The sequence below is a fragment of the Citromicrobium sp. JLT1363 genome, from assembly GCF_000186705.1.
Lineage (GTDB): Bacteria > Pseudomonadota > Alphaproteobacteria > Sphingomonadales > Sphingomonadaceae > Alteriqipengyuania.
Map to the genome: position 1 here is coordinate 1 of NZ_AEUE01000019.1, position 691 is coordinate 691.

2 protein-coding genes are annotated in these 691 nt (G+C 57.2%); both read left to right on the top strand.

Annotated elements, in window-relative coordinates:
• Positions 1-101: 101 nt before the first annotated feature.
• Positions 102-410 carry a hypothetical protein gene (locus tag ADAD_RS0115190; RefSeq protein ID WP_010415681.1) on the top strand — a complete coding sequence of 103 codons (309 nt, stop codon included), beginning with the start codon at positions 102-104 and terminating at the stop codon, positions 408-410.
• Positions 400-642 (top strand): hypothetical protein, encoded by a 243-nt coding sequence (locus ADAD_RS0115195; protein WP_010415683.1) that lies wholly within the window; start codon positions 400-402, stop codon positions 640-642. The genes ADAD_RS0115190 and ADAD_RS0115195 overlap by 11 nt, the downstream gene beginning before the upstream one ends.
• Positions 643-691 lie beyond the last annotated feature (49 nt).

Here is a 691-nt window from a genome sequence, read left to right on the forward strand (position 1 = left end):
GCCGCAGGCATGACCCGCGTTACCGTCGAAGTTCGTTACCGTTCCGGTGCGTGTTTGCGCGACGTGGTGAAGTATCTTGACGAAATGGGGGTGCTTGACTAATGGCAAAGCTTACCAACGAACAATGGTCGGCAATGACGCAGGAAGACCGCGACAAGTTCTTACGGGGGCTTGTCACGTATACCGGCAAGACGGTTACGGGGCGGTTTCCTGCGCAGCCTGACCCGCAAACGCTTGACTTCACGGTGCAGTCGCGCCCGTTGACAAACGAAGAAGTTGAAGCAACTTTGCGTCGTGTTATGAACGAACCCCCGGTTGACAGGTCGCCGTTGGTTGACGTAGATTACGCAAGCATTGAACGGCGCATTATGGCGCAGCACTTCACGAAGGGAACCGACAATGAAGACTGACCCGAAGCCGACGAAGGCACAGCTTGACAACAGCGACGAAGACGTGCGAAACTACATCGCGCGCCTTGAAACCGCAATTGAAATGGCCCGTTGCGAACTGACCCTTGCAGCGGCCTACGCGGAAGTTATGCCGCACCCGACGACCAACCGCGCCGCGCTTATCGCCCGCATTGGCAACGCGCTTACCGAACTTGGCGGGCCGATTGAAAGGAAGACCAATGGCACCGATTAACCGTATTACCGCCGAAGACGTGAAGGCGTTTGCCGACCGACCGACGCTT